Raw genomic sequence first — 26,248 nt, 5'->3', positions numbered from 1 at the left:
CGCCCGGCTCTGCAGCCCGCGTTGCCTGGCAAGGAGGCGGGGACGGGCACGGACCCGGCCACCCCATCACGCGTCGGCAGCGACAAAGCCACCGGTCTGGCGCGCCCACAGCCGCGCGTACAGCCCTCCGGCGGCCACCAGCTCGGCATGCGTGCCGGTCTCCACGATGCGCCCCTGGTCCATCACCACCAGCCGGTCCATCCGCGCGATGGTCGACAGCCGGTGCGCGATCGCGATCACCGTCTTGCCCTCCATCAGCTCGTCCAGGTTGTCCTGGATGGCCGCCTCCACTTCCGAATCCAGCGCCGAGGTGGCTTCATCCAGCACCAGGATCGGCGCGTCCTTCAGCAATACCCGCGCGATGGCGATGCGCTGGCGCTGGCCGCCGGACAGCTTGACCCCGCGCTCGCCGACCAGCGCGTCATAGCCGCTGCGCCCCTCGCCATCGGTCAGCGTCTGGATGAAGCCGGCCGCGCGTGCCTTGGCCACCGCCGCCCGCATCTCCTCCTCGCTTGCGTCCGGACGCCCGTACAGCAGGTTGTCGCGGATCGAGCGGTGCAGCAGCGAGGTGTCCTGGGTGACCACGCCGATCTGCCCGCGCAGGCTCTCCTGGGTGACCGATGCAATGTCCTGCCCGTCGATCAGGATCTGTCCACGCTCCAGGTCGTACAGGCGCAGCAGCACGTTCACCAGCGTCGATTTGCCGGCACCGGACGGACCGACCAGGCCGATCTTCTCGCCCGGCCTGACGTCCAGTGCAAGACCTGCGATCACCCCGCCGGCCTTGCCGTAGTGGAAGTGGATATCGCGGAAATGCACGCCGCCGCGGGTCACCTGCAGCGGCACCGCATCACTCCGGTCCTGCACGGTCAACGGCTGCGAAATGGTGGTGATGCCATCCTGCACCGTGCCGATGTCCTCGAAGATGCCGTTGATGGTCCACATGATCCAGCCGGACATGTTGTGGATGCGGATCACCAGTCCGGTGGCCAGGGTGATCGCGCCCACGGTGATCAGGCCGTCGTTCCACAGCCACAACGCCAGACCGCAGGTGCCTGCGATCAGGAACCCGTTGACGATGGCGATGGTGAGGTCCATGCCACTGGTGATGCGTGTCTGGCGGCGATGCTTCACCGCCAGCTCGTTGATCGCCTCGGCCACGTACGCCTGCTCGCGTCCGCCGTGCGCGAACAGCTTCAGTGTGGGAATGTTGGTGTAGCCATCCACGATGCGCCCCATCGCCTTCGAGCGCGCCTCCGAGGCGATCCACGCCCGCTCCTTCGCGCGCGGCACGAAGTAGCTCATGATCACGGCATAGGCCAGCATCCACAGCACCAGCGGGATCATCAGGCGCCAGTCGGCCTGTGCGAACAGCACCAGCGCGGTGCCGGTGTAGACCACGATGTACCAGAGCGAGTCGACCATCTGTACGGCGGACTCGCGCAGCGAGGTGCCGGTCTGCATCACCCGGTTGGCCACGCTGCCGGCGAAGTCGTTCTGGAAGAACGTCAGGCTCTGGCGCACGACATAGTTGTGCATCAGCCAGCGCGAGCGGTTGCTCAGCCCCGGCACGATGGCCTGGTTGACCAGCAGGTTGTGCACGCCCACCACGATTGGCCGCGCGATCACGCAGATGCCGACCATCCAGGCCAGTTCACTGGCATGGCGCTGGAAGAAATCGGCGCCCGGCCGCTCGGCCACCATGTCCACGATGCGCCCGAGGAAGTCGAACATCGCCACTTCCACCAGTGCCAGCGCCAGCCCGGCAACGAGCGTGGCCAGCAGCACCGGCCATACCGGGCGCAGGTAGAACAGGTAGAACTTCACCACGCTGCGCGGCGGCGTGCGCGTATCGACCGGCGGAAACACCGGGATGAGGGATTCGAACCAGCGGAACATCACGAGCGCTCACAACGGGGAACCGGTGGAGTATCCCACGCCACCGGTGCAGGCCAGGTCGTCCCCGCCCTCCGCCTTCACTCCACGGGGGTGAACAGCAGGTCCTGGAAATCGAAGCTGAAATCGGTGAGGTCGGAGATCGCCTGCATGCGTACCTCGCGCACCTTGCCGTCCGGGTCGAGACTGAAGGTCACGAAGGCATCGGCGTTGAGCGATCGGTCATCCCAGCGCACGATGAACGTATCGTGCTGCCAATGCTCCAGCGTGCCGCGCAGCTGCGCGGTGTTTTCAAACTGCAGGCGCAGTGCCCTGCCCTCGCGGCTCAGCTGCATGTCGCCGTACCAACGGTCGCGGTAGGTGCCTGCATACGCCTCCAGTGCGAGCGAAGGCCGTGTTCCTTTCACCCGCGCCGCCTGGTGCGCGGCCCAGCCCGCGTCGGCCTTGTCCTCCGCCTTGGCCACGCTGCGCGCGTAGGCTTCGACCCAGTCGTGGCGCCCTTCCCCGAGGTAGGCATCGAGCACGCTCAGGGTGATGGCATTGAACGCTGCACCGGACTCCTGGTTGGTCAGTACCACCACGCCAAGGTTCGCTTCAGGGACCAGCGTCAGGCGGGACACCATGCCCGGCCAGCCCCCGGTATGCCAGACCAGTCGATGGCCCTGGAAATCGCTCAGGCTCCAGCCTTCGCCGTAGCCGGCGAAATTCGGCCTCGCCGGCGCCAGTTCGGGCACGCTCGGCTCCGGCACGGTCTGCGGAGTAATCATCTGCCACATGGCGCGCTGGCTGTTCTCCGAGAACAGGGGCGTGCCATCGGCCAGCCTGCCCTGCGCCAGCTGCACCTGCATCCAGCGCGCCATGTCATGCGCGCTGGAGTACAGCCCACCTGCGCCGGCATTGTTGGACCAGGTCAGCGGCGCCACGGTGCGCAGGTCCTTGAAATCGTACTTCGCATGGCCGATCGCAGCGGCGTCGCCGGGACGCAGGTGGTCGGCGTTGTAGCGCGTGCCGTCCATCCCCACCTTGTCGAAGATGCGCGTCTGCAGGAACTGCTGGTAGCCCATACCGGAGACCTTCTCGATCACCTGCTGGGCCACTGCGTACAGGATGTTGTCGTAGGCATAGCGTTCGCGGAAGCCGCCGCTGAGCGGAACACGGGCCAGGCGCTCGACCACCTCGGCGTTGCTGTAGCGCGTGGTCGGCCAGAACAGCAGATCGCCGGCGCCAAGCCCGAGCCCGCTGCGGTGCGAAAGCAGGTCGCGCAGGGTCATCTGGCTGGTCACGTAGGGATCGGCCATGCGGAAAGATGGCAGGTGGTCGATCACCTTGTCGTCCATCTTCAGCGCCCCCTCCTCAGCCAGCAGGTTCAGCGCGGTGGCGGTGAAGGCCTTGGTATTGGACGCGATGGCAAACAGCGTATCGGCATCCACCGGCTCCGGACGGCCCTGCTCGCGCACGCCCCAACCGCGCGCCAGCACCACCTGTCCATCCTTCACCACGGCCACGGCGACACCCGGCACGTCGAAACGGGCGCGCACGCGCTCAACGGTGGCGTCCAGCGTCGCCAGCGGCGGCGGTGTTGCGGCGTTGCCGAGGGTTGCGCAGGCCAGCAGCACGGCACCTCCGATCCAGGTCTTCATCGCACAGCATCTCCAATCCGGGCGGCGCCGGCACCACGCCAGCCTGCCGCAGGTTCTCACAATGGTAACGACCCCGGCGGCACCCTCCCTGTGCCATAGGAGGGTTGCCATGCCGCTCTGTACCGATCGAATCCGCCGCGCCTGCCGCCCCGCGCACGCCCCTCTCCGCCAGGGAGCCGTCGCATGACGCCGCCGATCCGCTGCGGCATCGGGGGCTGGATCTTCCCCGCGTGGCGTGGCGGACCGTTCTACCCGCAGGGCCTGCCGCAGCGCGAGGAACTCGCCTACGCCGCCAGGACGCTGCGCTGCATCGAGATCAACGGCACGTTCTACCGCACGCCCACCCCAGCGCTGTGCGAGCGCTGGGCCAGCGAGGTGCCGGACGGGTTCCGCTTTGCCATGAAGGCGCCGCGTTACCTGGTCCAGACGCGTGACCTGTCTGGTGTCGCCGCGGCGGCCGGACCCTTTCTGGAAGCGGCCCGCGCCCTGGGCGACCGCCTCGGTCCGCTGCTGTGGCAGTTCGCGCCGCAGCACAAGGCCGATGCCGGAGCGCTGGTCGACCTCATGGCGACGCTGCCCCGGCAGACCGGTGGGCGCACGCTGCAGCACGCCTTCCATGTCCGCAACGCCGGCTGCCATGGCGTGGCGCTGGTGGCCGGTGCGCGCGCGCATAACGTCGCGCTGGTGATCGAAGACAGCGAGGACGGGCCGCTGCATGGCGATGTCACTGCGGACTTCGTCTATGCGCGGATCAAGCGCAGCCAGGCCCGGCTGAGGGCCGGCCTGACCGTACCGGTGCAGCAGCGCTGGGCCGCGCGCGCGCAGCAGTGGCGCAACGGTGCCACGCCGGATGACCTGCCCTTGTCCGCACCCGCTGCGCCCGGTCATCCGCGCGAGGTCTTCCTGCTGTGCATCGGCGCGGCCAAGGAGCGCAATCCGGCCGCGGCCATGGCCCTGCAGAAACGGTGCGACCCGGCGTGAACGTTGCTGTCGGCACGCGCATGCCTGCACGAGATGCCACACAATAGGGCGATGAGCACGCCCGATACCCGCAAAGCCCTGCTGCAGATCCACTTCTGCGTCCTGCTGTGGGGCATCACCGCCATCCTCGGCAAGCTGATCACCCTGCCTGCCCTGCCGCTGGTGTGGTGGCGGATGCTGCTGGTGGTGGCCATGCTTGCGCTGCTGCCGCGCGTGTGGCGCGGGCTGCGCGTGTTGCCGCTGCGGCTGGTCGCCGGCTACGCGGGCATCGGGGCGCTGGTCGCGCTGCACTGGCTCACCTTCTATGGCGCGGTGAAGCTGGCCAACGCGTCGGTGGCCGCCACCTGCATCGCGCTGGCGCCCGTGTTCACGTCCATCATCGAGCCCTGGGTCGCCAAGCGTCCCTTCCAGGTCCGCGAGCTGGCCTTTGGCCTGGCGGTGCTGCCGGGGGTAGCGCTGGTGGTCGGAGGCGTACCGGACGGCATGCGCGTGGGCGTGCTGATCGGTGCGCTGTCCGCCCTGCTGGTGGCGGTGTTCGGCTCGCTCAACAAGCGCCTGGTCAGCCATGCCGATCCACTCACCGTCACCGCGCTGGAACTCGGCGCCGGCACCCTCACGCTGACCCTGCTCGCGCCGCTGCTGCCGTTCCTGTTACCGGTGCTGGCCAGCCCCCTGTGGGTGCTGCCGGACCTGCACGATGGCCTGCTCCTGCTGCTGCTCGCCGGTGCCTGCACGTTGCTGCCGTTCGCGCTGGCGCTGGTCGCCCTGCGCCACCTGAGCGCCTACACCGTGCAGCTGGTGACCAACCTGGAGCCGGTCTACGCCGTGCTCCTGGCCATCGTGCTGCTCGGCGAACAGCACGAGGTCAGCGGACGCTTCTACCTGGGCGTGGCGATCATCATCGGCGCCGTGTTCCTGCATCCGCTGCTCAACCGCCGTCGGCCGGTGCAGCACCCGGAGCTGTTGGCCACGGCCGAGTCACGCAACGTCACCGACTGAGGCGGGCGGCGCTCAATCCAGTTCGACGCGGTCCCGGCCCCTGGCCTTGGCGCGATACAGCGCAGCATCGGCACGCACCAGCGCCTGGTCGGCAGATTCGTCGTCGCGCAGCATGGCCAGGCCGATGCTGATGGTCACCGGGTAGTCGAGCGACAGCCCCGCCACGGCCCGGCGCAGCCCCTCGCAGACCTGCGCTGCCTGCTCCGGCGGCATGTCCGGAAGCAGCGCGACGAACTCCTCGCCACCGTACCGCGCGGCCATGCCGCGGCTCCCCAGCTGCTCGCGCAGCAGCGCTCCGACCGTGGCCAGCACGCGGTCGCCGCTGGCATGCCCGTGGACATCATTGATGCGCTTGAAGTGGTCCAGGTCCAGCAAGGCGATGCCCACCCCACGGCCCCGCTGCGGATGCCGCGCCGCCGCCTCCAGCGCCTCGGCCATCGCGCGGCGGTTGGGCAGGCCGGTCAGCGCATCGGTGCGGCTCTGTTCGGTCAGGTCCGCGTTCTGCGCCAGCAACACCTGGTGGTAATCGGCCAGCAGTTTTTCGTAGTCGGCGCGCTCGAGCATCTGCTGGCGGATGTCCAGCGCGAAGCGGCGCAGCTCCATCACCAGCATGACCTGCCGCGACAGCGCCGCCAGCGCATCGGCCTGCTGCGCGTCCAGCTGGCGCGGCTGCGGATCGAACACGCACAGCGTGCCCATCGGCAGGCCATCCTGGGTCAGCAGAGGCGCGCCCGCGTAGAAGCGCACGTGGGGTTCCCCGGTCACGATCGGGTTGTCATGGAAGCGCGCATCGCGCAGGGCATCCTCGACGACCATCACTTCCTGCGGCTGGAGGATCGCATGGCCGCACATCGACTCACTGCGCGGCAGCTCGGCGACCTCCGTGCCCTGGATCGACTTGAACCATTGCCGTTCGGCGTCGATCAGGGTGACGGCGGCCATCGAGGCGCCACACGCCGCGCGGGCGATGATCGTGAGGTCCTCGAAGGAGCGCTGCGGGTCCGAATCCAGGATCCGGTAGCGGTGCAGCGCCTCCATGCGCAGGGCTTCATTGGCAGGCTTGTCGGGGCTGATCATGCGTCACTCGCAGTGGGCGCCGCAGCGCGGGGGCAAGGGGCGTCGCCACGGCGTCCAGCCGCGCGCGTGCGATGGAGGAGTGGCCGGCCTACCAGTCCTGCTGGCCGGGCAGCAGCGCGCGCAGTTCCGGCTCGCTGAGATTGCGCCACTGGCCGGGCTTGAGCGCGCCCAGCTTGATGTTGTCGATGCGCACCCGGCGCAGCTGGGTCACCCGGTAGCCGAAGGCTGCGGCCATCAGGCGGATCTGCCGGTTGAGCCCCTGCTGCAGGGTGATGCGGAACCCGAACTTGGCGATGCGCGAGGTGCGGCAGGGCAGCGTGGTTTCATCACGGATGCGGACGCCGCGGGCCATGCCCCGCAGGAACTCTTCGGTCACCGGCTTGTTCACCGCCACCATGTATTCCTTCTGATGGCCGTTCTCGGCGCGCAGGATCTTGTTGACGATGTCGCCGTTGCTGGTCATCAGGATCAGCCCTTCGGAGTCCTTGTCGAGCCGGCCGACGGGGAAGATCCGTTGCTCATGGCCGACGAAATCGACGATGTTGCCTTTCACCGACGATTCGGTGGTGCAGGTGATGCCCACCGGCTTGTTGAGCGCGATGTATACATGGCGGCGCGCACCGGGCCGGGCGGCTACCCGCGCGCGCAGGGGCTGGCCATCGATGAGCACGGTATCGTCCTCACCGACCACCGCGCCGGTGCCGGCAGGATGCCCGTTGACGGTGACCCGCCGCTCGCCGATCAGTCGATCGGCCTCGCGGCGGGAGCAGAAGCCGGTCTCGGCGATATGTTTGTTGAGGCGTGAAGTCATGCGTGCATTATGCGGAATCGGGCTCGCCAGCGGCAGTCACCCGACCTGAGCGGCCTCCAGGGCTTCGCCATCCATCACTCGGTCGCGCCCCGCGCGCTTGGCGCGGTACATCGCATGGTCGGCCCGGCGCAGCAGCGCGGCTGCATCGTCGTGTCCCGATCGCAGCTGCGCCAGGCCGATGCTGGCGGTCACCCGCAGGCCCTCGAAAGGCAGCGCGGCGCAGGCCCGGGTGATGCGCCCGCGCACACCGTCCATGCGTTCGGTGGCGACCCGGCCGGAGGCCCCGGGCAACACCAGCAGGAACTCCTCCCCACCCATCCGGAAAACCTCGCTGCCGCTGCGTACCGCGCCCCGCAGCGCGCCGGCCACCGCCACCAGCACCGCGTCGCCGGCTTCATGCCCGTATCGGTCGTTGATGTCCTTGAAGAGGTCGATGTCCAGAAAACCGATGACCAGCGGCTGCCCCTGCTCGCGTGCCTGCGCCATCTGCCGGGCGAGCTGGGCCAGCCCGGCGCGGCGATTGGGCAGGCCGGTCAGCGCATCGGTCTCGGCCAGCTGCCGCATCCTGTCACGCTCCTCGCGCAGATTGCCCAGGCGCAGGTTGAGCACGCAGCCGGCCATCATGAGCAGCCAGGTGGCCGACAGCTGCAGTGCCTCCACGCGGTAGGCCAGCACCCAGGGCGCGCGCAGCAGTTCGGCACCGATCATGGCCACGAAGGGCAGCATGGCCGCCGCGCCGAGCACCGCCAGGCGCTCACCACGCCACCACGCGCCCAGCGCGACGGCCAGGCTCAACCCGCATACGGTCATGTGCGCTGCTTCCATGGCATCGGCCAGCCAGGCGAGCGTGGTCCAGTCCATGAGTGGCACCAGGATGGCCGCGCCCAGCAGCGCCAGCGATATGACCATCACCACCCGCATGGAACGGGGCCAGATGCGCTCGCCGGCGCTCAGCCGCCACACTACCGGCAGCATCAGCGACTGCGTCAGCGCGGTCAGCCCCACCAGCCAGGGCACGCTGTCCATGCCGGTGCCGAACCATGGCTCGGGATAGCCGCTCAGCCCGCCCAGCGCGGCCTGCCACACCACGGACACCAGGCAGATGCCCACATAGGCCAGGAACAGGCGGTCCCGTGCATTCAGCCAGCCCATCAAGGCAGAGAGCACCAGGGCCACCGTGACTGCCAGACAGGCCGCCCGCACCAGCAGGCGTGCGGTGTCGTCCTGCTGCACCGGGCTGGGCGCACCCAGCTGCAGCGTGGGTCCCCAGCGCTCTTTGAGCGGCGTCGCCCAGGACACCTGGATCGATGTGGCGCTGCCTGGCGGCGGCACGATCACCATGCCGATGCCTGCGCGGAAGCGCGAGTCCCGGCTGCGTGCATCCCCCATGTTGCCGCAGATCACGCGCTCGCCATGGCGCAGCATCACCTCGCCGGCGAAGATGTTGAACACATCCAGCGCCTGCGGTTCACCGGACCAGCCACCGGCCGGTGCCGGAATCTCCAGCTGCTGCCGCGGCCCGTCCAGCAGGGCGGGCGTGCAGCTGCGGTGGGGGGTCGGTTCAGAGGTGGCGGCACCGAGCAACAGGTAGTCGCGGATGGGTTGCGGCGCAGCGACGCCCTGCCACGGCAGCAGCAGCCAGCACAGCAGCAGCAGCGGCAGCACGTGCCCTTTCACCCGGTTCCCTCTTTCCTTGCCGCTGGCCACGCATCCCCGCCTGCTTGCGTGCGCACGCTCCGTGCGCCGTCCTTGGACGCAGAGTATCGCAGGCCCGTGCGGGCAGTGTATGGATGTCGCCTGCCCGCGCCGCTCACCCAGGGCTGCCGCCGTCCAGGGGCAGCCGCGGTGGCTTTCGCTGCAGCAGCGCACCGGTGAGCTCTTCCAGCGGCACGGGGCGAGCGATCGCATGACCCTGCAGCCCGGTCACGCCCAACTGCGCCAGCTGCTCGGCCACTGCCTGCGTTTCCACCCACTCGGCCACCACGTCCATGCCCAGCTCGCGCCCGAGCGCCGCGATGGCCCGCACCGCCGCGCGGCTGACCGGATCGTGCTCCATGTCGCGCACGAAGCTGCCATCGATCTTCAGCAGGTCGGCAGGAAGCTGGCGCAGGTAGCCGAACGAGGACATGCCCGAACCGAAATCGTCCAGCGCGATCCGGCAGCCACGGGCCTTCACCGCATCGATGAACCCCCGGGCCTGGGCCAGGTTGCTGATCACCGCCGTTTCGGTGATCTCGAAACACAGCCGCGGGGCCAGCGTGCGGTTGCGCTCCAGCAGGTCGATGACATGGGCCAGGAAGATGGGATCGGCAATGGACTGCGCGGACACGTTGACGTTGCACAGGTGCAGTTGGCGCACATGTGCCGGGCAGGACTGCAGGTGCCTGAACAGCAGCGCCAGCACGCAGCGGTCAAGCGCCATGCCCATGCCATAACGCTCCACCGCCCCGATGAAGGCGGCCGGGCCATGCAGCGTGCCGTCGCGGTCGCGCATGCGCACCAGCACCTCGTAGTGCACATGCTCCGGGTCGCCGACCCTGGCAATGCGCTGCGCATGCAGCACCATGCGGCCTTCGCTGATGGCCTGGCTGACCACACGCAGCCGCTCTGCCTCCGCGCGGCGGTCCTCCAACGCCAGCCGGTCTTCGTTGTAGCAGTGGATGCGGTTGCGACCGGCCTGCTTGGCGGCATAGCAGGCGCTGTCGGCGGCCCCCATCAGCCAGCTCACATCCGCCGCTTCGGCATTGACCTCCACGATCCCCACGCTGCACCCCAGCCGTGGCAGGCCATCGGCGAAGGCAGCGGGATCATGGCCGATTTCGCGCACGATCCGCTGCACTATGCGCTTGGCCTCGTCCTGGCTCGCATCGGCCAGGAACAGCGCGAACTCGTCGGCCCCCAGCCGTCCAACCCAGTCGTTGCCGCGCACGGCGCGGGTGAGCTGCGCGGCCACGGCACGCAGCAGACGATCGCCCGCCGCGTGCCCGACGGTATCGTTGACCAGCTTGAAATGATCCAGGTTGATGCAGCACAGCGCATGCACGCCGCCCTGCTGCCGCACGTCCTGCAGCGATTGATCGAGCATCCGCTCCACTTCGCGTCGGTTGACCAGCCCGGTCAGGGGATCGTGGTTGGCGTGGTGCTGCACTTCCCGTGCCAGCACGTGGTTTTCGGTGACGTCCTCGACAATGGCGAACACCGAGAGGCCGCCCTTCCTGCGTGGTACCACGGTGCAGCTCCAGCGGCCCCACATCAGACTGCCGTCCTCGCGCAGGAAACGCAGTTCGCCCGGTCGTGCCTGCTGGTTCCAGTCGATGTTTCCGTCGGCGTCGCGCGCCAGCTCTCCCTCGGCCAGCAACTCGCGCAGGTGCATGTGCAGCAGCCGCCTGCGCGGCCGCTGCAGCAACGCCGCGAGGGCCTCGTTGACCTCCATCAGCCCGCCACCGCCATCGAGTTTCATCATGCCCACGCTGGCCTGGTAGAACGCCGCACGGAAGCGGCTTTCCTCTTCGCGCAGCTCGATGCGCACCCGGCGGGCCAGCAGCACCGCTACCACGATGATCAACATCGCCGAGAGCAGGCCGGCGGCCAGGGTGGTCAGGCGGATGCGATCGGCACTGTCCAGCAGTGCCCTGGAAAACCCGCGCGCCAATCGTTGCAGCTGCGTGTCCAAGGACTGCAGGCGTTCCCGCCGCTGCGCGCGCAGGCTGTCATCGAGCGTCCCGCCGGCCCAGTCACGTTCGAGCGTGTCGGCCAGGGCGGCGAGTTCGAGGATCGGCGCATCGGTCTGCTTCCATATCGCGACCGCATCGCGGAAATACCACAGTTCCCGGCCATGGCGGTAGGACAGGATGATCCGGTCGATGCTGCTGCCTTCGTTGCCGCCCCGCCGCAGCCCCTCGCGGGCGGCCGCGCGGTCCAGCGGATCGCGTTCCAGCACGGTGCGCGCGTGGAGGTCGCCGAGCGGTACGTCAAGGGCCCGGCGGGCCTGCCGCAGATCCGCGGCATCGGCGCTGTCCACGTAGCGTTCCAGTGCGGACACCGCCTGCTGCTGGGCACGCGACCAGTGGCCCTGCCCGACGATCCACGCCGTGGAGGCCGCCTGCAGCTCCTGGATCAGCGCGGACACGCCCACAAGCCCGATTGCCAGACCGGTGAGCAGCGTGAAACGCAGCGTCAGGCGGTGCCCACGCGGAACACGGTTTCCCTGCACGTCCTTGTCATTCGCACCCATCGTGGATCCCCCCGGAACCCGTGAGGTCTGAGACATCGTCCTGCCCGCACCGGGCCATGGCCGGAAACGGACGTCCTTTGAGGCGGCTCCACGCTAGCACGTCGGCAGGCGCCCGGTGCGAAATGCGCCTGGCAGGGCATCGGTTCACTGCAGGCCACAACGGAAAACGCCAGCCTGGTGACAGGCTGGCGTTGTTTTCCAGGCATGCGGGGCGGCAGGGCAGCCACCCCCGGGAGGGACCTCAGTAGCTGCGCGGACCGCGCGGCTTGAACCCTTCGCGGCGCGGCGGTCGCTCATTGCCGCCGCGGTCACCGGTGGCGCCCGGCACACCCGGGCCGCTGCGGCGCGGCGCGCCCCTGTCAAAACGCGGCTTGTTGAACGCCGGGCGCGGTGCCGACGACGGCGTCAGGTCCTCGCCCGGCTCTACCCGGCGCATCTGGAGCTGCTGGCCGGACACCCACACTTTCTTGAGGTGGGACAGCACGTCCTCGGGCATGTCTTTTGGCAGATCCAGCACCGAGAACCCGTCGTGGATGTCGATCCGACCGATGAAGCGGCTCTCCAGGCCTGCCTCGTTGGCGATCGCGCCCACGATGTTGGCCGGCTTCACGCCATGCTGGTGACCCACCTCGATGCGGAAGGTTTCCATGCCCTGCTCCGGTGCGCCGCGCGGCGGCATCTCACGGCGCGGACGCTCGGAGAACGGCTCGCCTTCGCCCCGCGGCGCGCGCTCGAACTTCGGACGGTCACCACGATCGAAACGGTCAGCCCGCTCCGGACGCTCGGTCCGCTCGCGCGGTGCACGCTCCTCACGCGGCGCGCGCACCGGCGGCTGCAGCAGGAACGGCGTATCGCCCTGCATCATCTTGGCCAGTGCCGCGGCGACGTCGATCGCCGGCACGTTGTTTTCAGCCTCGAAGCGTTCCAGCAGCTGGCGGTAGAAGTCCAGGCCGCCCTGGCCGATGGTCTCGGTGATGCGGGAGGTGAACTTGTTGACGCGGTTGTCGTTGACCGCTTCCACGCTCGGCAGCTGCATCTCTTCGATCGGCTGGCGCGTGGCGCGCTCGATCTGGCGCAGCATGCCCTTCTCGCGCGGCGTGGCGAACAGGATCGCCTCACCACTCCGACCGGCACGACCGGTACGGCCGATGCGGTGCACGTAGCTTTCAGTGTCGTACGGGATGTCATAGTTCAGCACGTGGCTGATGCGCTCCACGTCCAGCCCGCGGGCCGCCACATCGGTGGCCACGAGGATGTCCAGCTTGCCTTCCTTGAGCATGGCGATGGTGCGCTCACGCTGCGCCTGCTGCATGTCGCCGTTGATCGCAGCGGCGGCCAGCCCACGGGCCTGCAGCTTGCCGGCCAGTTCCTCGGTGCCGGCCTTGGTGCGCGCGAAGATGATCATCGCGTCGAAGGGCTCCACTTCCAGGATGCGGGTCAGCGCATCCAGCTTGTGCATGCCACTGACCCACCAGTACCGCTGGCGGATGTTCGCCGAGGTGGTGGTCTTGTTGGCGATGGTGACTTCGGCGGGGTCTTTCAGGTAGGTCTGCGCGATGCGGCGGATGGCCGGCGGCATCGTTGCGGAGAACAGCGCCACCTGGCGCTTTTCCGGCAGTTTCTTGAGCACTGCTTCGACATCGTCGATGAAGCCCATGCGCAGCATCTCATCGGCTTCGTCGAGCACGAGCGTCTTCAGCTCGGACAGATCCAGGGTGCCGCGGTTGAGATGGTCGATCACGCGGCCGGGGGTACCGACCACGATATGCACACCACGGCGCAGGGCCGTGAGCTGCTGGCCGTACGGCTGGCCGCCGTATACCGGCAACACGCGGAAACCGGGAATCTTCGAGGAATAGGTCTGGAACGCTTCGGCCACCTGGATGGCCAGCTCGCGCGTCGGTGCCAGCACCAGGGCCTGCGGCTTGATCTGCTGCAGGTCGATGTTGGACAGTACGGGCAGCGCGAAGGCAGCCGTCTTGCCGGTGCCGGTCTGGGCCTGGCCCAGCACATCGCGACCTTCCAGCATGGCCGGAATGGTGGCAGCCTGGATCGGCGAGGGGGTCTCGTAACCGACGGCGGCGATCGCCGCCATCACGGGCTCGGAAAGACCGAGCTGCGCGAACTGCAGCGTCGCCGGGGTATCTTGGGACATTGGAAACTCCAAAGCACTGCCACGAGCGGGGCAGGCGATATAAAAGGGGGTATTTGTGCGCGTAGGGCGCCCTTCTATCGCGTGCCCTGGCGCTGCTCGTCCAAAGCGGAATGATAACGCATTCTGCCTGAATGCTGCGCCGCGTCAGCCAGGCCCCTGCCCTGCCGCGCGGCCTTGGCGCACAATGCAGGCCATTTTCCCCAAGGTAGTGGCCATGCAGATTCTCGAATTCGACCTGGACGGTGAGTATGTCGAACTCAAACAGCTCCTCAAGCTGACCGACCTGGTCAGCAGTGGCGGCGAAGCCAAGATGGCCATCAGCGAGGGCCTGGTGCGGGTCGACGGTGCGGTGGAACTGCGCAAGGCGTGCAAGATCCGCGCAGGCCAGGAAGTGGAATTCAACGAGAGCGTGATCCGGGTGCTTGCACTGGCCTGAGCGGGCGTCGGCCAAGCCCGCGCCTCCACCTCCGCCTCACCGCGCGACCGGCTGGGCAAGGTGGTTGGCGATCAACTGCCGGAACGGCCGCACGCCGTGCGCCAGGCGCAGGCCCGCCGCACGCACCAGCTGCATAGGCAGGCGATCATCGGTGTAGAGCGCCGCCACGGCATTGGTCGCTTCGTACAGCGGCAGCGACGCCCGACGGTGGCCACGCTGGTAGCGGGCCAGCAGGGCAGCCGCGCCGATATCCCCAGCGCAGGCCTGCTGCGCACGGAGCAGCCGCGCCAGGCGGTGCTGGCTTGCCAGGCCGAGGTTGAACCCGTGCGCGGTCACTGGATGCATGCCGACCGCCGCGTCGCCGATCAGCGCCGCGCGCGGCGCAGCGAAGGCCTGCGCGTACACGCCCATCAGCGGATAGGCGGCGGGCCGTGCAACCGGCACCATGTGGCCCAGCCGATGCTCGAAGAACCCGCTGATGGTCCTGCCGAGCGCCGCCTCGTCCAGCGCCATCAACGCCTCGATCTGCCGTGGCGGCAGGGTGATCACCGCCGACGCCTGGCCCCCGTTCAACGGCAGCAGGGCCATCGTGCGCCCGTGCGCGAACCACTCCCACGCCACGTGCTGATGGTCGTGCTCCACCTGCATGCGGCACACCAGCATCGATCTGCCGAAATCGCGCATCCGGGCACCGATGCCCAGCGCGCGGCGCGTGGCCGAAAAGCGGCTGTCGGCAGCGACCAGCAAGCGCGGGTGCAGCGTCGTGCCGTCGTCGAGGGTGACCACGCACTGCGTCGCACCGGGCTGCACCGCTACCACGCGCCGGCTGCACAACAAAGTGACGTCCTCCTGTGCGGCAACGCTGTCGAACGCCGCGCGACGGATCAGATGATTCGGCACCAGCCAGCCCAGCGGCCGTGCCGTGTCGCGCGCACTGGAGAAGGTCAATGCGAACGACGATGCCCCGTTCATCACCCGCGCGTGCCGCAGTTCGGAGATCTCATCGGTCGGCAACCGTGGCCAGATTCCCGATGCCTCCAGGCACTGCCGCGAGGCGTGGGTCAGGGCGATTTCGCGGCCATCGAACGCGGCCTCGGCAAGCGCCTGCCGCGGTTGCGGCTCGACCAGGGTGATCCGAAGGCCAGACCCTGCCAGTGCGCGCGCGAAGCACAGTCCCGCCGGCCCTGCGCCCACCACCACGATGTCCGTCGAACCCATCCGCCCTGCTCCTTTCTGCCGAGGGCAGCAGCATAGGCAGGACCCGCCTGCGTTTTCCTTGATCTGGATCAGCCCCGGATCACGGGCGTGCCGGGACAGGAATCAGAGCAGCGCCGAAAGCAGCATGACGATGCCCGCCAGCGAGCCCAGCCAGACCAGGCTGCGCACATAGGGAACGCCCGCCGCATACAGCGGCACGTAAGCGAGCCGGGCCCAGAAATACAGCTGCACGGCCACCGCCGTCTGCGTGTCCGCCTTGCCCGCGAACACCACCGCCAGCGTTGCTGCAGCGAAGATGGGGAAGGTCTCGAGGAAGTTGGACTGCGCACGCAGCAGGCGCCCGGCCAGCCTGCCCGGCGGGGGCGCCTGGCCGTCGCGCGCTGACGCGTTCCAGCGCGTTCCACGTTCGCGGGTCACGGCGCCGGCGGCCAGCATGATCTGGGCCAGTCCCAGCACGCTCGCCCAGGCCAGCATCTGCAGTTCAATGGTCATGTGGGTACTCAGGTTCCAGGGGGACGGACGCTGTAGCCTGCCATGCGCCACACGTTGTCCTCGTCAAGGCGGAAACTGACCAGCTCGCGCACCGGCTGCGGACTGTTGGTGAAGCGGGTGGGATAGGCCACGTTGACATACACGCCTTCCGGCACGGCGGCGCCGACGTTGTAGCGCACGCGGCTGATGCTGGGCTGCCCGCGGCTGACCAGTGTGCCCAGGCGCGCCCGGTCAGCCCCGACCTGGCGCACGAAGAGGTCGCGGGGGACCGCCTTCTTCGCCACGGTCGAGGCGCCATCCCACAGCTCGCCGATGCGTCCGGCGTCGATCCATTGCGCGGCACGCAGGGCCGCGGCGCTCATCTCGGCATTCTGCGCGTCCAGCTGCGCCTGCTGGGCCGGAGTGAGCGCGGGGGCGGCCGCCGCAGCTGCCTTGGCAGCGGGCGCGGGCACGGCGGCGGTGCCCGCGGCAGGCTTCGGCGCCGCCGCTCCAGCGACGGGCGCCTGGGCGGGCGTTGCGGGAGGCTGCTGGGCGTGCGCGGCGAAGGCCAGCGGCAGCACGGCGAGGCAGGACAGCAGGGAAATCTTCATCGACACACCGCCGGTTCGGGACAGGTAGCGGCAGTCTACGCCACCCCACGTCGGCTCAGCGTGCGCTGCCGTCCCCGGCATCGGCATCCACTGGTCCCTGCTGCCCGATGCCCGCCGCCGCCGCCGCGGGCGCACCATCATTCGGTGCCGGCGGCAGCGTGGCCACGTCGATCTCCGACAGCGGGCTTTCGCGCGGGCACTGCTCATCGGGGAATCCATACTGCGCCTTGAGCGACTGGCCGCACTCGTTCACTGCCTCCATTTCGGCGCCCTCGCGCTTGCACTGCTGGTCGAAGGCCACCAGGAAGGCATCCTTGCGGCGCACGAAATCGTCGCCGCAGCTGCGCATCTGCCGGATGCGCTCAAGGTCGTCCTGCACCGCGTTGGTGCCGTCCAGGCCGAACTGCCGCAGTTCGTCCCCGGAGAGCAGGCGCAGGCTGCGGTTGGGTACCGTCATCATCAGGTCGGCCACGCCGACGGCCACCCCGTTGCGCTGCAGGTAATCCTTCACGTTGTCGTAGACCTCGTGCAGCTCGCGGTTGAGTTCGGCGCGCGAGGTCGCCTTCGAGCTGATGCGCATCATGCGGTGGATGCCCACCTTGCCCATCACCAAGCGGTTGTCGCCGGCCGCCAGCACGAACACGCAGGCGCTGTGGCAGATCGAGCCTTCGCGGATCCACAGGGTCCAGCCGGTCTCCCCGATCCCATCGCCGGCCACGATCGCCGATTCCACCTGGCCACCACTGGAATCCAGATCGAGGATGCGCTTGTGGATGCCCGCCTGCTCGGCTACCGCCGCCAGCCGCCACATCATCTCGGCGAAACCGGGGTTGATCTTGCCGCTGTAGCGCGCACGCACCAGCCCACGCTCCGCACAGGGCTGCAACGCCGCTTCAACCTGCGGGCGCGAGAGCCCCTCCAGCAGCACCCCGTCGCCCTCCTCACCGGCGTAATCGGTGGTGCAGCTCACATGGGCCACCCCGTTTTCGAGCATCGCCGCCGGCCATGGACGGTCGGACGCGTCAAGGGCCGGCGGCGGCGCCGGGGGCGGTGCGTCCGCCACGTTGATCGAGACCATATGGTCGCCATCCGAGCCCGGGGCACGCATCTCATTGGCGGTGGCACCGCCGGGAGTATCGAGCTGGCTGCAGGCGGCCAACGCAAGGCACAACAGGGATGACCACGGTTTCAACGACATCGAAAACAGGACCGGCGTGGAAGTGGAACCAGTCTAGGGCCATCCAGGCCAAGCACGGCAACCCTCCCTGAACCTGCTGGCCATCGATGGCATTGATGTCCGGAAATGGCGAGCCTGCAGCGCCGGTGCCGCCTAGACTTGCGCCATGGACACTGCCCCGCTCGACACCGCCGCCTGTGAACGTGCCCGCCTGGCCCGTGACGCGCGCTTTGATGGCGTGTTCTTCACCGCCGTGCGCAGCACCGGCATCTACTGCCGCCCGGTATGCCCGGCGCCCGCACCGAAGCCCTCCAACGTGAGCTACTTCCCCTCCGCTGCCGCAGCGACCGCGGCCGGATTCCGGCCCTGCCTGCGCTGTCGGCCCGAGCTGTCGCCGGCGCGGCGCCAGCACGATGACCAAGACACCCTCCAGCGCGCCCTGGAACTGCTGCACGCAGGTTTCCTGCAGGATCATGGCGCCGCTGCATTGGCCGCTCGTGTCGGTGTGAGCGCGCGGCAGCTGCAGCGCCTGTTCGTCCGCCGCCTGGGTGCCACGCCGGTGCAGGTGCATGCCACGCGTCGCCTGCTGCAGGCACGCCAGCTGCTCACCGAGACGCGCCTGCCGGTGACCGACGTGGCGCTGGCCGCAGGCTACAACAGCCTGAGGCGTTTCAACGCCGCCTTCTCCGCCGGCTGCGGCATGCCGCCGACCGCCATCCGCCGGCTGCCATCGCCACGCAGGGCCACCAACGAGGGCCTGCAGCTGCGGCTGGCCTATCGTCCGCCGCTGGATTTCAGCCTGATGCTGCACTTCCTGCAGCGCCGGATGATTCCAGGCATCGAACGCGTCGACGAAACCAGCTACCAGCGCGTGATCGGGCCGGCCACACGACCGGTCCTGCTGCGCATCACCGCCGATCCCCAGCGCCCCGAACTGCTGCTCCAGCTGGGCCAGATCGATCCGCGGCAGATTCCCGCGGTGGTACACCGGGTTCGCCGCCTGTTCGATCTCGACGCCGACCTGGCCCAGGTCCATGCGGTGCTGCGCGAGGAGCCGTTGCTGGCGGCCGGCATCGCAGCGCGGCCCGGCCTGCGCGTGCCGGGCGGCTGGGACGGCTTCGAAGTGGCGGTGCGCGCGGTGCTGGGCCAGCAGGTCAGCGTCGCTGCGGCCACCACATTGGCGCGGCGCCTGGTGCAGACGTATGGGCAGCCGTTGCAGGGCCTGCCGGAGGGGCTGGACCGCCTCTTCCCCGAGCCCGCCACGCTGGTGGAGGCCCCGCTTGAAACGATCGGCCTGCCGCGCACGCGCGCTGCAACGGTGCGTGCGCTGGCGCGCGCCTGTGCGGAGGACGTGCTCGATTTCTCACCCGGGCAATCGTTGAGTGCGTTCATTGCACGCTGCACGGCGCTGCCCGGCATCGGCGCCTGGACCGCGCACTACATCGCGATGCGCGCCATGGCCCAGCCCGATGCGTTCCCGGCCGGCGACCTGATCCTGCAGCAGATGCTCGGCGCACCAGGCGCGCGCCTGAGCGAACGTCAGACCGAAGCGCGCTCGCATGCATGGCGCCCATGGCGGGCGTACGCCGTGCTGCATCTTTGGCACGCCCATACCCCTTCCAGCGGAGACCGCACATGAGCCTGTACTTCGATCAGTTCGACACCCCCATCGGACGGCTCACGATCGCCGGCGATGGCCAGGCGCTCCGGCATGTCCTGTTCGCGCAGAACCGCCACGACGCCAAGGGTCGCGCGGACTGGACGCGCGACGCCGCCCCCATGCGCGAGGCGCGCCTGCAGCTGCTGCAGTTCCTGCACGGCGAACGCACGGCCTTCGACGTGCCGCTCAGGCCCATCGGCACACCGTTCCAGCTGCGCGTATGGCAGGCCCTGGCCGCGATCCCGTACGGACAGACGTGGAGCTACCTGCAGCTGGCGCAGCACCTCGGCCAGCCCACCGCCACCCGCGCGGTGGGCGCGGCAAACGGGCGCAATCCGCTGCCGATCGTGCTGCCGTGCCACCGGGTCATCGGCCGCGATGGCACCCTCACCGGCTTCGGCGGCGGCGTTGAGACCAAGGCCGCGCTGCTGGCGCTTGAGCAGCGTGTGCAGCGCGTTGCCACGGTGGCATGACCGCAGTGACTTGGGCGCGTCATCGGCGTTCTCTAGAATGGCCGGATGAATTCCTTACGCCTCTGCTGGGCCCTCGCCGCCCTGGTGCCGCTGTCGGCCTGCACCACGTCCTCCGACCGTGCACCGGCTGCGCCTGCACCGTCCCCCCGCACAACCGCTGAAACAGGGGGCACGGCGCCGGCAACGAAGCTGCTGCTGATCTCCATCGACGGGCTGCGCGCCGATGCGCTGGATCGTGGCATCACGCCCAACCTGCAGCGCCTCATCGACGACGGCGTGCGTGCGCGCTGGATGACGCCCTCCTACCCGTCGCTGACCTTCCCCAACCACTACACGCTGGTGACCGGCCTGCGTCCCGACCACCACGGCATCATCCACAACAGCATGGACGTGGCCGAACTCGGCCGCTTCCGCCTCAGCGACCGCGCTGCGGTCACCAACAGCGCATGGTGGGGCGGCGAGCCGATCTGGGTCAGTGCCGAGAAGGCCGGCGTGCGTACGGCGACGCTGTCCTGGCCGGGCAGCGAAGCGCCGGTGAAGGGTGTCCAGCCCAGCCAATGGGGTGTCTACGATGCCGCCGTCCCGCTGCAGGCGCGTGCCGAGACGGTCCTGGGCTGGCTGGCGCGCAAGGATGCCGACGCGCCCCGCCTGGCCACGCTGTACATGGAGAACGTGGACAAGGCCGGCCACAGCTACGGGCCGGAATCGGCACAGTACACACAGTCCATCCAGGAGGCCGACGCAGTCATCGGCCAGGTGCTGGACGGCCTGCAGGCGCGCGGGCTGGACCGGCTCACCGATGTGATCGTGGTGTCCGACCACGGCATGGCCCCCGTCGCCGAGGGCCACGTGATCGCGGTGGAGGACATGGTCGATGAGCGCCTTGCGCGCAACATCAGCGTCGGGCAGTCGGTCGGCTTCGCGCCGCTGCCCGGCAAGGACGCCGAGGCCGAGCGTGCACTGCTCGGCCGCCACGCGCGGTACGAGTGCTGGCGCAAGGCGGAGCTTCCCGAGCGCTGGCATTACGGCCGCAATCCGCGCGTACCGCCGATCGTCTGCCAGATGGATGAAGGCTGGGATGCGCTGACCGCCGCGACCATCGCCCGCCGCGCCCACCAGGAACGCGGCTCGCATGGGTATGACAATGCCCTGCCCTCGATGCGCGCGGTGTTCGTGGCGCGTGGCCCGTCCTTCAGGCAGGGCCTGGTGATCGAGGGTTTCGACAACGTTGATGTCTACCCGCTGCTGGCCCACCTGCTGCGCGTGCCGGCCGCGCCCAACGACGGCAACCCGCAGCGCCTGCTGCAGACGCTGCGCTGAGCGGTCCGGCGTGCGATCCTGAACGCTGTTTCCGCTTTCGAGGCTGCGGCATGACCACGCTCATCGCGCCCCGCGTGCACGACATCGGTGGGCTGCAGGTCCGCCGCGCGGTGCCCACCCTGCAGGCCCGCAGCGTCGGCCCGTTCGTCTTCGTCGACCAGATGGGCCCGGCGGTGCTGGATCCCGGCACCGGCATCGATGTGCGCCCGCATCCGCACATCGGCCTGGCCACGGTGACCTTCCTGTGGGCCGGTGCCATCGGCCACCGCGACAGCCTGGGCTCGGACCAGGTGATCCGCCCGGGCGACGTCAACTGGATGACAGCCGGCAGAGGCATCTCGCACTCCGAGCGCACCCCGCCGCCGGAGCGCAGCACCGGCCATCCACTGCACGGCATGCAGACCTGGATCGCCCTGCCCAGGGAACATGAAGAAGTCGCACCGGCATTCCACCACCATGCTGCGGCGACCCTGCCGCAACAGCGTCGCAACGGCGCCTGGATCCGTGTCATCGCTGGCCGCGCCTACGGCGAGGAATCTCCCGTGCAGGTGTTTGCGGGAACGCTCAACGTGGCGATCGATCTGGACCCGGACGCCGAGATCGATCTCGATGCGGGACACCGCGAACGCGCGCTCTACATCCTCCAGGGCCAGGCCCAGCTCGACGGCGTGGACCTGCCGGCGCAGCACCTCGTGCTGCCCTCGCCCGGCGCCCGCGGGAGGCTGCGCGCCAAGACCCCGGTCCAGGCGATGCTGCTTGGTGGCGAGCCGCTGGATGGACCGCGGCATCTGTGGTGGAACTTCGTTTCCAGCTCCACCGAGCGCATCGAGCAGGCCAAGCTGGACTGGGCCGCAGGTCGCTTCGGCCAGATTCCCGGCGATGAAAAAGAGTTCATTCCGCTGCCTGCGCGCTGAATATGCCGGATCGGCGCATCCCGGGCACCGGCAGGATGGTTACGCCTGAAACCGCGTTTGTGCGGCGGCTCACGTTCCGTTAAGGTCACTTCAACCCGCCGGACTGATTGGCGGGGTCGGTCCGACGCTCCGGGGAAGGAGCGCCCGGTCGCCCACGGCGACCCAACCGGCCCTGCGCCGGCGGCGTCATTCGACCTGCCACGGGGGATCCATGAAGTCCGCATTGTCCGCTGCACATCCGTGCCTTTCGGCGCTCGCACTGTGCGCCGTCCTCGCCATCGCACCGGCGCATGCCGCGCCGGCCTGTCCGCCGCTGCCCGCCGACAGCGGCCTGCACTGGGACGAGCAGATGGCGTCGGGCTTCCTGGTCTGCCGCGCCAGTGCCGGGGACGGTCGCGAAGTGCTCACGCTCATGCTCACCGGCACCGATCCCGGCATCCCGCTGCAGCGCGCGCTGCGCCAGGAGAAGGACAGCTTCGCCGGCGAGAGCATGCACTGGTATCGCCCGGATCTCGGCGGTCAGGAGCCGCCCGGCTATGCCGAGCGGCGCATCAGCGTGGTGAAACTGCAGAAGGACCGCTACGCGCAGCTTGCGCTGTACCCCGGCAGCAGCGAGGAGCTGGGCAGCCTGCAGCAGCTGACGCGCTCGCTGGACCTCAACGCGGCCGCGGCCGCCGTCGCCGCCGGACGCTGAGCGTGCGTGGCCCGTGGTCGCCCCGGGCCACGCCACCCAGGCTCACACCCCGCCTGCCGGCGCACCCCGCAACGGCAGGCGCGGCGGCCTCAGAAGCGGCCTTCCTGGAAATCCACGAATGCCTGCATCAGCTCCTGGCGCGTGTTCATCACGAACGGACCGTGGCGCATCACCGGCTCGTGCAGCGGTCGGCCGGCGACCAGGATCAGCCGCGCTCCCTCCGTCGAGGCCCGCAGCTGCAGGCGCTCACCGCCGTCAAGGATGGCCAGCTGCTGCTGCGCCACCGGGCGTGCGGACGCGCCCTCGCCGATCTGCGTGGCACCTTCGAAAACGTAGGCGAACGCATGGTGACCCGGTGGCAGATCAAACGCCCACGCCGCCCCGGGCTGCAGCGCGATGTCCAGATACAGCGGCTCGGTGGCCGGCTGCTTGATCGGCCCCACCGTGCCCTCCACCTCACCGGCGATCACCTTGACGGCCACGCCCGCCGCCGGCTGTACGACCGGGATGCGTTCGGGCGCGAACTCCTGGTAACGCGGCGCGGTCATCTTTTCGCGCGCCGGCAGGTTCACCCACAGCTGGAACCCGCGCATGCGGCCACTCTCCTGTTCGGGCATCTCCGAGTGGATCAGCCCGCGCCCGGCAGTCATCCACTGCACGCTGCCCGGGATGAGCAGGCCCTCGTTGCCGTGGTTGTCCTTGTGCCGCATGCGCCCATCGAGCATGTAGGTGACGGTCTCGAAACCGCGGTGCGGATGGCTCGGAAATCCGGCCAGATAATCCTCGGCCTTGTCGGTACCGAACTCGTCCAGCAGCAGGAAAGGATCCAGATCCGGCAGCGCACCGCCGCCGATCACGCGGGTGAGGCGCACACCCGCGCCGTCGGACGCCGGTTCACCGGCAATGGTGCGCGCCACGCGGGCGAAGGACGGGTTGCTCATGGACACTCCTGCGGATGTACTGCGACCAAGATGGTTGCTGGCAGCGGCAACGCCAAGCCCAGGCACCGCAACCCATCGTTCCAGCGGTAGGAAGGCGCAGCGTGAAACGGTGCGCTACGACCAAAGTACTAGTTGGCAAAACCCTCGTCCGCATTGACCCGGCACAGGCCAGGGCGGACCCTTGTGGCGTTCTTAAGGGAGAGTTCACCTGATGAAAGGCTTCTCGAAGCTGGGCTGGGCATTGCTCGCGCTGCTCGGCGCATTCTGTCTGGGCACCGTGGCACTGCGCCGTGGTGAACACATCAACGCACTTTGGATCGTCGTCGCGGCGGTCTCCATCTACCTGGTCGCATACCGCTTCTATGGCCTGTTCGTGGCCAGCAAGGTGCTGCAACTGGACCCTACACGGGCCACGCCGGCAGTATTGAACAACGACGGCCTGGACTACGTGCCCACCAACAAGCACGTGCTGTTCGGCCACCACTTCGCCGCCATCGCCGGTGCCGGTCCGCTGGTCGGCCCGGTGTTGGCTGCACAGATGGGTTATCTGCCGGGCCTGTTGTGGCTCGTCGTGGGCGTCGTGCTGGCCGGCGCGGTGCAGGATTTCATGATCCTGGTGCTGTCCAGCCGGCGCAACGGCCGCTCACTGGGTGACTTGGTCCGCGAAGAAATGGGCCGGGTGCCCGGGACCATCGCGCTGTTCGGGGCCTTCCTGATCATGATCATCATCCTGGCGGTGCTGGCGATGGTGGTGGTCAAGGCACTGGCTGAAAGTCCGTGGGGCATGTTCACGGTGATCGCCACGATGCCCATCGCGATCTTCATGGGCATCTACATGCGCTACATCCGTCCCGGCAAGATCGGCGAGATTTCGGTGGTGGGACTGATCCTGCTGCTGGCCTCGATCTGGTTCGGGGGGCAGGTTGCCGCCGATCCGGTGTGGGGACCTGCATTCACCTTCACCGCCACGCAGATCACCTGGATGCTGATCGGCTACGGCTTCGTGGCCTCGGTGCTGCCGGTGTGGCTGCTGCTGGCGCCACGTGACTACCTGTCCACGTTCCTCAAGATCGGCACCATCATCGCGCTGGCGGTCGGCATCCTGATCGTGATGCCGGAGCTGAAGATGCCTGCGCTGACCCAGTTCGCCGCCAGCGGCGATGGCCCGGTGTGGAAGGGCGGCATGTTCCCGTTCCTGTTCATCACCATCGCCTGTGGCGCGGTCTCCGGCTTCCATGCGCTGATCGCCTCGGGCACCACGCCCAAGCTGCTCGCCAATGAAGCGCACGCGCGCTATATCGGCTACGGCGGCATGCTGATGGAATCGTTCGTGGCGGTGATGGCGCTGGTGGCCGCATCGATCATCGATCCAGGCATCTACTTCGCCATGAACAGCCCGGCCGCCGTGATCGGTGCCGACGCGATCTCCGCCGCGCACTACATCACCAACACCTGGGGATTCACCATCACCCCGGAACAGCTGGAGGCGACGGCCGTTGCGATCGGTGAGCCGACGATCCTGCACCGTGCCGGTGGCGCACCGACGCTGGCGGTAGGCATTGCGATGATCCTGCACGAGGCCATTCCCAGTGCGGGCGACGCGATGATGGCGTTCTGGTACCACTTCGCGATCCTGTTCGAAGCCCTTTTCATCCTGACGGCGGTGGACGCCGGTACCCGTGCCGGCCGCTTCATGCTGCAGGACCTGCTGGGCAATTTCATTCCGGCCCTGCGCAGGACTGAATCGTGGAGCGCCAACATCCTCGCCACCGGCGGCTGCGTAGCGCTATGGGGCTACCTGCTGTATTCCGGCGTGGTCGATCCGTTCGGTGGCATCCAGACGCTGTGGCCGCTGTTCGGCATCTCCAACCAGATGCTGGCCGGCATCGCGCTGATGCTGGGCACGGTGGTGCTGTTCAAGATGAAGCGTGACCGCTACGCATGGGTGACCGCGGTGCCGGCCGTATGGCTGCTGATCTGCACCACCTACGCCGGGCTGATCAAGATCTTCGACAGCAATCCAGCGCAGGGCTTCCTGGCACAGGCGCACAAGTACCAGGATGCGATCGCCAGCGGCACGCTCACCGCACCGGCGAAGACGGTCGGCCAGATGCATCAGATCGTGGTCAATGCCTACGTCAACACGTCCCTGACCGTACTGTTCCTGGTGGTGGTCTACGCGATCGTGTTCTACGCATTGAAGACCATCGTGGCCGCGCGTCGCACCCCGCAGCGCACGGACGCGGAAACCCCTTACGTGGCACTGCAGCCGCACCAGATGGCGGACCTGTGATGAGTACCGAACTGGTCACCGTCGGTCAGCACCAGGCCCATCGCCGCCTATGGCGGCGGCTGGTGCAGACCGCGCGGTTGTGCTGCGGCATCCCGGACTATGACAACTACGTCCGGCACGTGCTGGAGAATCATCCGGAGCGCACGCCGATGGATTACCCCACGTTCTTCCGCGAGCGCCAGGAAGCGCGCTACGGCGGCCGCAACGGCGGGCGCTGCTGCTGAGGCCGCAAAGGCGACTGCGCTGG

22 protein-coding genes are annotated in these 26,248 nt (G+C 68.7%); 10 read left to right on the top strand and 12 right to left on the bottom strand.

Annotation, left to right across the window (positions count from 1 at the left end; translation table 11 throughout):
- Positions 1 to 66: 66 nt before the first annotated feature.
- Together smrA and FHY09_RS03570 are read right to left on the bottom strand one after the other, a co-directional pair.
- A complete protein-coding gene (gene smrA, locus FHY09_RS03575) occupies positions 67 to 1,899 on the bottom strand; it encodes a multidrug efflux ABC transporter SmrA (protein ID WP_166924173.1) in 1,833 nt (610 codons plus the stop codon).
- A gap of 77 nt (positions 1,900 to 1,976) precedes the next feature.
- On the bottom strand, positions 1,977 to 3,536 hold the full coding sequence (locus tag FHY09_RS03570) for a serine hydrolase (RefSeq protein ID WP_166924170.1): 1,560 nt from the start codon (positions 3,534 to 3,536) through the stop codon (positions 1,977 to 1,979).
- Between the two features lie 183 nt (positions 3,537 to 3,719).
- On the opposite strand from FHY09_RS03570, the gene FHY09_RS03565 reads away from it, so the two are divergent.
- Positions 3,720 to 4,517 (top strand): DUF72 domain-containing protein, encoded by a 798-nt coding sequence (locus tag FHY09_RS03565; RefSeq protein WP_166924168.1) that lies wholly within the window; start codon positions 3,720 to 3,722, stop codon positions 4,515 to 4,517.
- Between the two features lie 51 nt (positions 4,518 to 4,568).
- Positions 4,569 to 5,516, top strand: coding sequence for a DMT family transporter (locus FHY09_RS03560; protein ID WP_166924166.1), 948 nt, complete (start codon positions 4,569 to 4,571; stop codon positions 5,514 to 5,516).
- A gap of 12 nt (positions 5,517 to 5,528) precedes the next feature.
- Here the strand turns inward: FHY09_RS03560 and FHY09_RS03555 are convergent, their stop codons facing one another.
- The 5 genes from FHY09_RS03555 to FHY09_RS03535 form a co-directional block, all read right to left on the bottom strand.
- Entirely contained in the window at positions 5,529 to 6,593 is a 1,065-nt protein-coding gene (locus tag FHY09_RS03555; protein WP_166924164.1) for a sensor domain-containing diguanylate cyclase, read from the bottom strand.
- Positions 6,594 to 6,681: 88 nt separating this feature from the next.
- Positions 6,682 to 7,404, bottom strand: coding sequence for a pseudouridine synthase (locus FHY09_RS03550; protein WP_166924162.1), 723 nt, complete (start codon positions 7,402 to 7,404; stop codon positions 6,682 to 6,684).
- Between the two features lie 36 nt (positions 7,405 to 7,440).
- Positions 7,441 to 9,081: a sensor domain-containing diguanylate cyclase gene (locus FHY09_RS03545; protein WP_456362695.1), complete on the bottom strand. Its 1,641-nt coding sequence runs from the start codon at positions 9,079 to 9,081 to the stop codon at positions 7,441 to 7,443.
- Positions 9,082 to 9,214: 133 nt separating this feature from the next.
- Positions 9,215 to 11,638: an EAL domain-containing protein gene (locus FHY09_RS03540; RefSeq protein WP_166924158.1), complete on the bottom strand. Its 2,424-nt coding sequence runs from the start codon at positions 11,636 to 11,638 to the stop codon at positions 9,215 to 9,217.
- A gap of 241 nt (positions 11,639 to 11,879) precedes the next feature.
- Entirely contained in the window at positions 11,880 to 13,793 is a 1,914-nt protein-coding gene (locus tag FHY09_RS03535; RefSeq protein ID WP_166924156.1) for a DEAD/DEAH box helicase, read from the bottom strand.
- A 214-nt stretch (positions 13,794 to 14,007) separates the two neighbouring features.
- Here FHY09_RS03535 and FHY09_RS03530 point away from each other — a divergent pair, with 214 nt between their 5' ends.
- Entirely contained in the window at positions 14,008 to 14,229 is a 222-nt protein-coding gene (locus tag FHY09_RS03530; protein ID WP_166924154.1) for an RNA-binding S4 domain-containing protein, read from the top strand.
- A gap of 36 nt (positions 14,230 to 14,265) precedes the next feature.
- On the opposite strand, the gene ubiM is transcribed toward FHY09_RS03530, so the two are convergent.
- The 4 genes from ubiM to FHY09_RS03510 form a co-directional block, all read right to left on the bottom strand.
- Entirely contained in the window at positions 14,266 to 15,447 is a 1,182-nt protein-coding gene (gene ubiM / locus FHY09_RS03525) for a 5-demethoxyubiquinol-8 5-hydroxylase UbiM (protein ID WP_166924153.1), read from the bottom strand.
- 102 nt (positions 15,448 to 15,549) lie between these two features.
- Positions 15,550 to 15,939 (bottom strand): MAPEG family protein, encoded by a 390-nt coding sequence (locus tag FHY09_RS03520; RefSeq protein ID WP_166924152.1) that lies wholly within the window; start codon positions 15,937 to 15,939, stop codon positions 15,550 to 15,552.
- Between the two features lie 8 nt (positions 15,940 to 15,947).
- Positions 15,948 to 16,529 carry a DUF4019 domain-containing protein gene (locus FHY09_RS03515; protein ID WP_166924151.1) on the bottom strand — a complete coding sequence of 194 codons (582 nt, stop codon included), beginning with the start codon at positions 16,527 to 16,529 and terminating at the stop codon, positions 15,948 to 15,950.
- A 55-nt stretch (positions 16,530 to 16,584) separates the two neighbouring features.
- Positions 16,585 to 17,727 carry a hypothetical protein gene (locus FHY09_RS03510; protein WP_456362694.1) on the bottom strand — a complete coding sequence of 381 codons (1,143 nt, stop codon included), beginning with the start codon at positions 17,725 to 17,727 and terminating at the stop codon, positions 16,585 to 16,587.
- A 145-nt stretch (positions 17,728 to 17,872) separates the two neighbouring features.
- Here FHY09_RS03510 and FHY09_RS03505 point away from each other — a divergent pair, with 145 nt between their 5' ends.
- The 5 genes from FHY09_RS03505 to FHY09_RS03485 all read left to right on the top strand — a co-directional run bounded on the left by FHY09_RS03505 (position 17,873) and on the right by FHY09_RS03485 (position 22,767).
- Positions 17,873 to 19,345, top strand: a complete 1,473-nt coding sequence (locus FHY09_RS03505; protein ID WP_166924150.1) for a DNA-3-methyladenine glycosylase 2 — start codon at positions 17,873 to 17,875, stop codon at positions 19,343 to 19,345.
- Entirely contained in the window at positions 19,342 to 19,839 is a 498-nt protein-coding gene (locus FHY09_RS03500) for a methylated-DNA--[protein]-cysteine S-methyltransferase (RefSeq protein WP_166924149.1), read from the top strand. Before FHY09_RS03505 ends, FHY09_RS03500 begins: the two co-directional genes overlap by 4 nt.
- 45 nt (positions 19,840 to 19,884) lie before the next feature.
- A complete protein-coding gene (locus FHY09_RS03495; RefSeq protein ID WP_166924148.1) occupies positions 19,885 to 21,159 on the top strand; it encodes an alkaline phosphatase family protein in 1,275 nt (424 codons plus the stop codon).
- A gap of 50 nt (positions 21,160 to 21,209) precedes the next feature.
- Complete coding sequence (locus FHY09_RS03490) at positions 21,210 to 22,073, top strand: pirin family protein (RefSeq protein ID WP_166924147.1); 864 nt, start codon at positions 21,210 to 21,212, stop codon at positions 22,071 to 22,073.
- A gap of 211 nt (positions 22,074 to 22,284) precedes the next feature.
- Positions 22,285 to 22,767, top strand: a complete 483-nt coding sequence (locus tag FHY09_RS03485; RefSeq protein WP_456362693.1) for a hypothetical protein — start codon at positions 22,285 to 22,287, stop codon at positions 22,765 to 22,767.
- An 89-nt stretch (positions 22,768 to 22,856) separates the two neighbouring features.
- On the opposite strand, the gene FHY09_RS03480 is transcribed toward FHY09_RS03485, so the two are convergent.
- Positions 22,857 to 23,708, bottom strand: coding sequence for a pirin family protein (locus FHY09_RS03480; protein WP_166924146.1), 852 nt, complete (start codon positions 23,706 to 23,708; stop codon positions 22,857 to 22,859).
- Positions 23,709 to 23,919: 211 nt separating this feature from the next.
- Between FHY09_RS03480 and FHY09_RS03475 the strand changes: the two genes are divergently transcribed.
- Both FHY09_RS03475 and FHY09_RS03470 read left to right on the top strand, forming a co-directional pair.
- Complete coding sequence (locus FHY09_RS03475) at positions 23,920 to 26,001, top strand: carbon starvation CstA family protein (protein WP_166924144.1); 2,082 nt, start codon at positions 23,920 to 23,922, stop codon at positions 25,999 to 26,001.
- Complete coding sequence (locus FHY09_RS03470; protein WP_166924142.1) at positions 26,001 to 26,225, top strand: CstA-like transporter-associated (seleno)protein; 225 nt, start codon at positions 26,001 to 26,003, stop codon at positions 26,223 to 26,225. The genes FHY09_RS03475 and FHY09_RS03470 overlap by 1 nt, the downstream gene beginning before the upstream one ends.
- Positions 26,226 to 26,248: the final 23 nt, after the last annotated feature.

Source organism: Xanthomonas sp. 60 (assembly GCF_011761925.1).
The sequence above is the reverse complement of the archived record's forward strand: the minus strand, read 5'-3'. Positions and strand labels throughout refer to the sequence as shown.

Excerpts from the sequence above, each read along its gene's own strand:
- FHY09_RS03555 (WP_166924164.1), bottom strand. The coding sequence starts at position 6,593 with ATGATCAGCCCCGACAAGCCTGCCAATGAAGCCCTGCGCATGGAGGCG.
- FHY09_RS03565 (WP_166924168.1), top strand. The coding sequence starts at position 3,720 with ATGACGCCGCCGATCCGCTGCGGCATCGGGGGCTGGATCTTCCCCGCG.
- FHY09_RS03515 (WP_166924151.1), bottom strand. The coding sequence starts at position 16,529 with ATGAAGATTTCCCTGCTGTCCTGCCTCGCCGTGCTGCCGCTGGCCTTC.
- smrA (WP_166924173.1), bottom strand. The coding sequence starts at position 1,899 with ATGTTCCGCTGGTTCGAATCCCTCATCCCGGTGTTTCCGCCGGTCGAT.
- FHY09_RS03510 (WP_456362694.1), bottom strand. The coding sequence starts at position 17,727 with ATGTCGTTGAAACCGTGGTCATCCCTGTTGTGCCTTGCGTTGGCCGCC.
- FHY09_RS03505 (WP_166924150.1), top strand. The coding sequence starts at position 17,873 with ATGGACACTGCCCCGCTCGACACCGCCGCCTGTGAACGTGCCCGCCTG.
- FHY09_RS03540 (WP_166924158.1), bottom strand. The coding sequence starts at position 11,638 with ATGGGTGCGAATGACAAGGACGTGCAGGGAAACCGTGTTCCGCGTGGG.
- FHY09_RS03495 (WP_166924148.1), top strand. The coding sequence starts at position 19,885 with ATGAATTCCTTACGCCTCTGCTGGGCCCTCGCCGCCCTGGTGCCGCTG.
- FHY09_RS03475 (WP_166924144.1), top strand. The coding sequence starts at position 23,920 with ATGAAAGGCTTCTCGAAGCTGGGCTGGGCATTGCTCGCGCTGCTCGGC.
- FHY09_RS03500 (WP_166924149.1), top strand. The coding sequence starts at position 19,342 with ATGAGCCTGTACTTCGATCAGTTCGACACCCCCATCGGACGGCTCACG.
- FHY09_RS03550 (WP_166924162.1), bottom strand. The coding sequence starts at position 7,404 with ATGACTTCACGCCTCAACAAACATATCGCCGAGACCGGCTTCTGCTCC.
- FHY09_RS03535 (WP_166924156.1), bottom strand. The coding sequence starts at position 13,793 with ATGTCCCAAGATACCCCGGCGACGCTGCAGTTCGCGCAGCTCGGTCTT.
- FHY09_RS03485 (WP_456362693.1), top strand. The coding sequence starts at position 22,285 with ATGAAGTCCGCATTGTCCGCTGCACATCCGTGCCTTTCGGCGCTCGCA.
- FHY09_RS03530 (WP_166924154.1), top strand. The coding sequence starts at position 14,008 with ATGCAGATTCTCGAATTCGACCTGGACGGTGAGTATGTCGAACTCAAA.
- FHY09_RS03520 (WP_166924152.1), bottom strand. The coding sequence starts at position 15,939 with ATGACCATTGAACTGCAGATGCTGGCCTGGGCGAGCGTGCTGGGACTG.
- FHY09_RS03470 (WP_166924142.1), top strand. The coding sequence starts at position 26,001 with ATGAGTACCGAACTGGTCACCGTCGGTCAGCACCAGGCCCATCGCCGC.
- FHY09_RS03490 (WP_166924147.1), top strand. The coding sequence starts at position 21,210 with ATGACCACGCTCATCGCGCCCCGCGTGCACGACATCGGTGGGCTGCAG.
- FHY09_RS03480 (WP_166924146.1), bottom strand. The coding sequence starts at position 23,708 with ATGAGCAACCCGTCCTTCGCCCGCGTGGCGCGCACCATTGCCGGTGAA.
- FHY09_RS03560 (WP_166924166.1), top strand. The coding sequence starts at position 4,569 with ATGAGCACGCCCGATACCCGCAAAGCCCTGCTGCAGATCCACTTCTGC.
- FHY09_RS03570 (WP_166924170.1), bottom strand. The coding sequence starts at position 3,536 with ATGAAGACCTGGATCGGAGGTGCCGTGCTGCTGGCCTGCGCAACCCTC.
- ubiM (WP_166924153.1), bottom strand. The coding sequence starts at position 15,447 with ATGGGTTCGACGGACATCGTGGTGGTGGGCGCAGGGCCGGCGGGACTG.